We start from the raw sequence: 6,652 nt of genomic DNA on the forward strand, positions 1-6,652 counted from the left end.
TCGCTTCCTCGACATCGATCCGTCCTCCAGGCTCAAAGCCATACCAAAGGGCGGACCACTTCATTGGGGGCGGATCACGATCGAAGCGAAGACTGCCGAAGCGGCCGAAATGATACCAGCCGCCCAGCGTCACCGTGCCGGGCTCGATGTTGTCATCGGCCTCGAGACCGTAGGCATACGCGGCCTCCGCAATCACCAGAGCAGGATCGTTCGTGCGGAAGTTCGTGCCGGTGCGGTTGCGCCGCTGTGGGTCGGGGTCGTTGCCGCGGCGCGGCGGTCCCGCCGGGTCACCGTCGTAGATGCCGGCTTGCAGCGAGAAACTCTGGTTCAGCACGTACTTCGCACGCACGGCCGGAACGGCGAGCGGATAGATCGGTCCGCCACTCGGAATGACGGAGGCCATGATGTTGGGCCAGCCGAAGGTCGAATTAAGGAACAGGGTTCCTGTTTGGCTGACGGCGAATTCGGTGTCGGTCGCGAGTTGGCCGACCCTGATCCCGAGTTGGCCGTCGAAAAACCTCTGCTCGACCCAGAGTTCGTAGAGCCGGGAGGACGGCAGCGCCTCGATCGCGCTGACCGACATGAAGTTGTCGACGTAGTGGCGCGACAGGCCGATGCCGTGGATCTGGTAGAGGTTGGTGTGGAAAGCCGCGTCCCGCCAACCCATCAGGGTGTCCAGGTCGGCGTCGAACTGGAAGTCGAGACGGCCCTCTGCGATGCCGCCGCGCCGTGCGCCGCCGGTGACGTTGCCGAAGCTCTCGCCGACATAGGTGAAGCTGTACGCGATGCCTCTCGTCCTCAGGAAGCTACGGGCCGCGAACGGATCGCCATACGGCTCCAATAGATCCTGGATCGAGGTGTTCAGGTTCGCGGACGGCCTGGCCGAGAAGTCGGGCTGGGCGACTGAGGTCTGGGGATCGTTGCCGGCTCCTCCCGGCCGGTCGAGGAAGTTCGGTTCGGCCGCGATCCGCGCAGCTTCCTCTAGAGGCGTTTGCGCCCCTGCCGCCTGGGCGAGGGCGAGAGCAAGAGCCAGCCATAGGGCAAGGGAGCGCTGCAAGGGCGGCACGTGGGGACGATCATTCTCGGAAAACACGCTACCGGCAGAGGGCACATTCTCATGCGTAGCCCCCACTTCGATGACGCTACACCAGTCGGCCGTCTGCCGTCTCGCACCGGTATCCCGAAGCTCATCGCCTCGGGCGCGCCCTGATCTCTCGTCCCGCAGTCGGGATCTGCCTCTCAGGGACGCACTACATGACTTTTAGAGGGTTCACTTGCCCAGGCCAGGGCCAACCCGCTGTCGACCGGCAGGCGAAGCGAGATGATTTTCTCTGGCGTCGGCCAACACCGGGTCGAGTGCGCCGGCCCCAATACCGGCGTCGCGTCGGCTGAACTCGCTACGCCCGCAAGCGCGGCACGAGGCGCTTGCCCAGGCCCGCCAACGTCAGGGTACGTCTGCCGTCACACGGCTCTATGCTCCGCGCGCCGACATCGAGGCCACTCTCACTGGCAATCGGCAGCTTCGGTCTGTGCCCAGCACCCCAGACCGGCATGGCAAGGGTCGGCTGCAGCACGGCGCGACGGCGGCGGCTGAGTGATGGGTTGGAGAGGCGTCCATGGTAGCGGCACCCTGCAGGGTGCCGCCAGGGGAGGGTTCACGGCCGCACTTGTCGCCGGACTTGGCGCGAATTGAGGCAGCTCTCTGCCGCATAAAGGGTCACCATGCTGCGAGCGAGGCAACCGTTACGGCAGCCAGGCCATTGGAAGGATGCACGTAGGTGCCCCCGGTCAATGGAGACGATCATGCCCCAGAAAGCCCACACGGAAGCCGCCGAGCATCACGAGAAGGCGGCTAAGTCGCATCGAACCGCCGCCGAGCATCACGGCAAGGGCGACCACGCCGACGGTCACAAGCACTCGACTGAGGCTCACGGTCACTCGACCACCGCCCATGAGCGTTCGACGAAGGCACACGGCAAGAGCGGCGAGCACCACACGTAGGGGTTAGCCGACGCAAGCCCGCCTTCGGTCTGTTCCGGTTGAGGGCGGGCATTTTGCCAGCGGTTGCAAACTCGGTCCGGCAGCGTGCCTCCTGGACCCGTTTCGCGTCTCCTCGCTAGCCTGCGCCACCATGAGCGCTGCGTTACCGAGGGCGTTTCGGGAGGATTTGTGGTTGGCTGATGATGGGTAAGGAGTCGATGGCTCCCGCCTCACGCCCCAAGATCGAGGAGGCTCTGGGCAAGTACGAAGGCTGATCCGAGAAACAGAAGGACGCCCGCGGCCGACAACGTGCCTGATCGCAATTCTCCACGACGCAAGTCAGCCTGCGCCGCAAGGCTCACCTCGGGTTGCCCAGTTCGCAGAAGGTGTCGGGACGAACCGATACTGGAAGAAGGGCGACACCGCCGGCTGTGCTTTAGAATACAACATCCGTCATTCCTCGGGGTGCAAAGCCGGACCCTTATCGACCGGCAGGCGAGCCTCTACGAGTTCGTCGCGTGTCGGCAGGCTGCGCACATCCCAGCCGCCCCCCAGGGCCCGGATCAGCGCAACGGCCGTGGTTAAGCGGGCGGCCTGGATCTGCAGCGCGGCTACCCGGTTGCTGAGCTCGATCGCCTGGGCCGTGACGACGGTGGTGTAGTTCTGCGTGCCGGCCCGGTACTCGTTGAGTGCGATCTCCACGGCACGCGTGGCGGATGCCACTGCAGCCTGTTGCGCCACCTGCTGCCGTGCCAGAATGCGCGCTCCCGAAAGGCCGTCCTCAACCTCGCGGAACGCCGTCAGCACCGTCTGCCGATACGTCGCGACGGCAACCTCATAGGCTGCCCGTGCCGCCTGCAGGGCAGCCGAGCGGGCGCCGCCATCGAACAGCACCTCCGTTGCGGCCGCGGTCACCGACCAGAACTGGTTCTCGGCCGCAAACAGCGCAGCGGCTGGATCGCCCGAGAGGCCGCCGGAGGCCGACAGGCGCACGCTCGGGTAGAAGGCCGCCACAGCGACGCCGATCTGCTCGCTCTGCGCCTGAACTAGGCGCTCGGCCTGAGCAATGTCCGGGCGCCGCTCCAGCAGCGTCGAGGGCAGGCTCACAGGCACCCCGGGCGGCCGTGCGGCGAGCTGTCCGCGGGGGATCGTGATCTCCGACGGCGGCCGGCCGCTCAGGATCGCGATGGCATGCGCGAATGTGGCCCGGCGCAGCTCAACTGCAATGGCCGAGGCTTCGGTTGTCTGGAGCTGGGTCTGCGCGGTGATCACGTCCGAGCGCGCGGCGACACCGGCCGCGTACTGGTTCTGGGTGATCGCGAGGCTGCGCTTGTAGCCCGCGACGGTGTCGTTCAGGAGCCGCTGGAGCGACTCCTGGTAACGCAGCTGAAAATAGTTTGTGGCGAGCTCCGCTTGGCTCGTGAGGCGGATCAGCGCCAGGCTGGCCGCGCTGGCCTGAGCGGAGGCCGTCCCGCTCTCGATCTGGCGGCGGATGCGGCCGAACAGGTCGAGCTCCCAGCTGGCCGAGCCTTGCAGGGTCAGGGTGGTGCGTGCCTCGTTGCCACTCCCGGATTGCCGGATGCTGGGGGCGCCGATCACGGTCGGGAATAGCTGGGCGCGAGCTTGCTGGACCACGGCTCTGGCCTGCTCGTATCGGAAGATCGCCTGGCGCAGGGTCTGGTTGTCGACATCGACAGCGCGGATCAGGCCGTCGAGCACGGGATCGCGGAAGACCGACCACCAGGTGCCGCGCGCGACAGCGTCGTCCGGCTTGGCCACCCGCCAACCTGGCGCAGGGGAACTGCCGGCCTCCTTGAAGGCCAGCGGGGTCTCGGCCGAAGGGCGCGCGTAGTCCGGTCCGACGAGGCAGGCCGAGGTCAGCCCGGCAAGCGTCAGCACTCCGACGAGGCGCAAGCCCCGCGCGCGCATCATCTGCGCGGCCGCCGAGTGGTGGCTGGCGGGTCTTGGAGGGCTCCGGTGTCCCGTGTGGACCAGTCGGGCAACCCGACAATCTCGACCATGACGGTCAGAGGGCTCCCCCCGCTTCAGCGTTCCGACCGTTGAGCACGGCCCACGCGCTGTCCGCCTCGATGGCGGCGCGCCATATCACGGTTTTCCCGGATCCAGTAGGGTGAGAGGATGTCGCCCTCTTCGGTCACGATCCAGGGCCGTGCCTCCGGGTCGTGCAGCGCGTCCACAGCCGCGCAGAGCGCCTCGCGCAAGGTCGCGAACTCCCGACCCTGTCGGGTCTGCCCCGTCCCCGCTTCAAGCCAGATCGTCAGCTCGGCCCGCTTGTCGAGGTCGTCAGCCGTCATGCCTGGCTCCTCTGGCTCCTGTCGTGTGTCCCGAGGGGCTAACGCCGGCAGGTGGCATCTATTCGGCGGGCATGGAGCGGCTGTGTGACCGGCCGCGGCCACAAGTGCGAGCTACCAGGCGATCGCACCTTCCGTTCAGGTGCAGTTCAAAGGTGCACACCGAGGCTGACGATACGACGGCACGATACCCGTGCCTTTCACCCAGGAGAGAATGCAAATGACGGACGCGCCTCGCTTCAAAGCGGCCCTGACCGCCGGTCTGTTCGCCCTGGCGGTCGGTATCGGCTTCGTGTCGCTGTCAGAGCCGGCCGCCGCTCAGGGTCATGGCTATGGTCATTCCCGCGGCTACGGCGGATCCTACGGTCGCCACGGCGGCTCCGGCCGGCACGGCTATTCTGGTGGCCATGGACGGTCTTACGGCCGCCACGGAGGGTTTGGCCGCGGCTTTGGCTATGGGGGAGGTCACAGACGCTCCTTCGGCGGCCATGGCAGTCATGGAGGACAGGGCTACTGACCCTGCTCCGCCCCAGCGAACCATCAGCCCCGCGGTCGACGCGACCGAGGTGGCGGTGATGAGCGTGCCCCGGAACAAGGCAGGGCGGGGAGCGCCCGGTGAGACTGTGGCGCGAGCCGCCCAGCATCGTCGCGACCGCCACCTCTACGAAGGCCCACTCAAGTTCCCCGCTGCGATCCAGAGTGTATGGGTACGTCCCATTTGGCGTCAGAGAGAATACGGATCCTAATTCCGGCTTGAGCGTTAGTATTCGCGATAAAGACAAGGGAGGTCACGGTGACAATGAAAACGCCTACGGTTTTGCTGCTGACGTCGGTACTCGCGCTCGCACCAGCGACAGCCATGGCTCAGCACGTCGACGTCAACCCGGGTGGGATACAGGTTCAGGGCGGGGGCCACGGTCCTGCCGTGGTGGAGGAACGTCGCGATAGCGGTCACCATGAACGTCGGGAAGGGCTCCACGAGGAGCGGCGTGAAGGCCACGACGGCGGCGGACACCATGAAGAGCGGCACTAAAAGCGTCTGATTGATTATCCATCACCTGTTGATCGCGAGGCCTCCATTTGGCGCGCGCCTTGCGCTCAACAACATCGTGCTGTGGAACTGATCGAGGATTACAAAGACTTACTCAGCAGCAGGGTTCAATTTAGTCTGCTTGTAAGCTGAACTTAAGTTTTGGGCCCTCGCAGGCGGTGATATAAAGCGCGCACCGCGTCCATGTAGTCCTGATCCTGGTTCTTGGCGCAGAAGGCTCGCAGGAAGCCCACTTGCTCCTGCAGCGGGAAGGATGGCGGTGTGAGATCAAGTCCCTCGTCCACGCCCTGAGGCGCCCGGATCAATGCGCCGCTCATGAAGCCCTGCGCCCACGCGAAGTAATCACGCTGAAGCGCGGGATTTTCTCCGATTTCCTGATTGAAGCGGGCGCAGCTCGAGGCGCCGAGGCCAACGATCTTGACCGTCTCGGCCGTAGCAGGAGTTGATAACAGAATGGCAAGGGCTGCCGCCGCAATGCTCAGGATCGGAGTTTTCGTTCGGTTCATCGGATGACCTTGGGGTGGCGTTTATTGAACGTCAACCGAAGCGCCTCCGCCTCGGTCCGGGTTATCGGCCAGCCCCGCCCGAGCGCTGCTGCGTTTTGCATCGAGCCTCACGATCGATGTTGGCTTCATATTCGGCCAATGCCTCATAGAGGGCGCTTTTGCTAACCTTCCGGCAGGCGGCCGCTTCGCGCACCTTCAGGCCCTGCCCGATCAGCACCGGGGCTGTGCGCAAAATCCCTGGGGTGACTACGGGCTTGCGGCCGCCCTTGCCGCTAGCGGGCTGCGGCGGCGCTCAGCCCGACCCGCGTGCGCTCGCAAATGAGATCGCGTTCGAACGGACCTGGTGCTCCGAAGATGTGGAAGATCAACCGTCCGTTCGGGGTCGTGGTGTCGATCTGCCCGGTCAGGGAGCGTAGGGCCGCCCCTCTCCCCTCGAAGATCCTGCACGGTGTCGGCGAGGGCCGCCAGCACGGGCAGCCATCGACGATCCTGAGCGCTTCAAACGCTCTCGCGACGTCGGGCCGCATCTCGGTCTTGTCCCACGGCGTTACCAGTCGGGCGAAGTCGACGACACCGTGCAGCATCTCGAAGTGCGTCGACCGGCGGGGCAGAACGCTGCTGTACGAAGCCGCCGACGTGATGCTGACGCGCTGCAGGCAGCCCCTGAAGCTGAAGGCTCGGGCTCTGGCCATCGCGAAGCGCTGGACGATGCGCAAGGCACGCATCGGGGGCCGACATAGGACGGGCACAAAACCACGCTAAGCGGACAGAGCAAGAACATCGGACCTGTCAGTGTGCTTGCG

6 protein-coding genes and 1 pseudogene are annotated in these 6,652 nt (G+C 65.6%); 2 read left to right on the forward strand and 5 right to left on the reverse strand.

Annotated features, from left to right (window positions below; genetic code table 11):
* On the reverse strand, positions 1-1,057 hold a 1,057-nt coding region (locus LGR69_RS31495), incomplete at its 3' end, for a carbohydrate porin (protein ID WP_268868917.1).
* Between the two features lie 746 nt (positions 1,058-1,803).
* On the opposite strand from LGR69_RS31495, the gene LGR69_RS31500 reads away from it, so the two are divergent.
* Complete coding sequence (locus tag LGR69_RS31500; protein ID WP_053611287.1) at positions 1,804-2,001, forward strand: hypothetical protein; 198 nt, start codon at positions 1,804-1,806, stop codon at positions 1,999-2,001.
* Between the two features lie 432 nt (positions 2,002-2,433).
* On the opposite strand, the gene LGR69_RS31505 is transcribed toward LGR69_RS31500, so the two are convergent.
* The 4 genes from LGR69_RS31505 to LGR69_RS32320 all read right to left on the reverse strand — a co-directional run bounded on the left by LGR69_RS31505 (position 2,434) and on the right by LGR69_RS32320 (position 6,376).
* Positions 2,434-3,909 carry an efflux transporter outer membrane subunit gene (locus LGR69_RS31505; protein ID WP_122163180.1) on the reverse strand — a complete coding sequence of 492 codons (1,476 nt, stop codon included), beginning with the start codon at positions 3,907-3,909 and terminating at the stop codon, positions 2,434-2,436.
* Between the two features lie 116 nt (positions 3,910-4,025).
* On the reverse strand, positions 4,026-4,295 hold the full coding sequence (locus LGR69_RS31510) for a hypothetical protein (RefSeq protein ID WP_053609210.1): 270 nt from the start codon (positions 4,293-4,295) through the stop codon (positions 4,026-4,028).
* Positions 4,296-5,477: 1,182 nt separating this feature from the next.
* The gene (locus LGR69_RS31515; RefSeq protein ID WP_053622086.1) at positions 5,478-5,849 is read right to left on the reverse strand and encodes a hypothetical protein; all 372 of its coding nucleotides are present in this window, start codon (positions 5,847-5,849) and stop codon (positions 5,478-5,480) included.
* Between the two features lie 272 nt (positions 5,850-6,121).
* On the reverse strand, positions 6,122-6,376 hold the full coding sequence (locus tag LGR69_RS32320; protein WP_142585899.1) for a recombinase family protein: 255 nt from the start codon (positions 6,374-6,376) through the stop codon (positions 6,122-6,124).
* Between LGR69_RS32320 and LGR69_RS31525 the strand changes: the two are divergent.
* A pseudogene (locus LGR69_RS31525) lies at positions 6,323-6,575 on the forward strand (transposase); the annotation flags it as partial. The gene LGR69_RS32320 and the pseudogene LGR69_RS31525 sit on opposite strands and share 54 nt — an antisense overlap.
* Between the last annotated feature and the right edge of the window lie 77 nt (positions 6,576-6,652).

Source organism: Methylobacterium brachiatum (assembly GCF_020523825.1).
Classification (GTDB): Bacteria; Pseudomonadota; Alphaproteobacteria; order Rhizobiales; family Beijerinckiaceae; genus Methylobacterium; species Methylobacterium brachiatum.

Coding starts and splice junctions, on each gene's coding strand:
- LGR69_RS31500 (WP_053611287.1), top strand. CDS start 1,804: ATGCCCCAGAAAGCCCACACGGAAGCCGCCGAGCATCACGAGAAGGCG.
- LGR69_RS31505 (WP_122163180.1), bottom strand. CDS start 3,909: ATGCGCGCGCGGGGCTTGCGCCTCGTCGGAGTGCTGACGCTTGCCGGG.
- LGR69_RS31510 (WP_053609210.1), bottom strand. CDS start 4,295: ATGACGGCTGACGACCTCGACAAGCGGGCCGAGCTGACGATCTGGCTT.
- LGR69_RS31515 (WP_053622086.1), bottom strand. CDS start 5,849: ATGAACCGAACGAAAACTCCGATCCTGAGCATTGCGGCGGCAGCCCTT.
- LGR69_RS32320 (WP_142585899.1), bottom strand. CDS start 6,376: ATGCGGCCCGACGTCGCGAGAGCGTTTGAAGCGCTCAGGATCGTCGAT.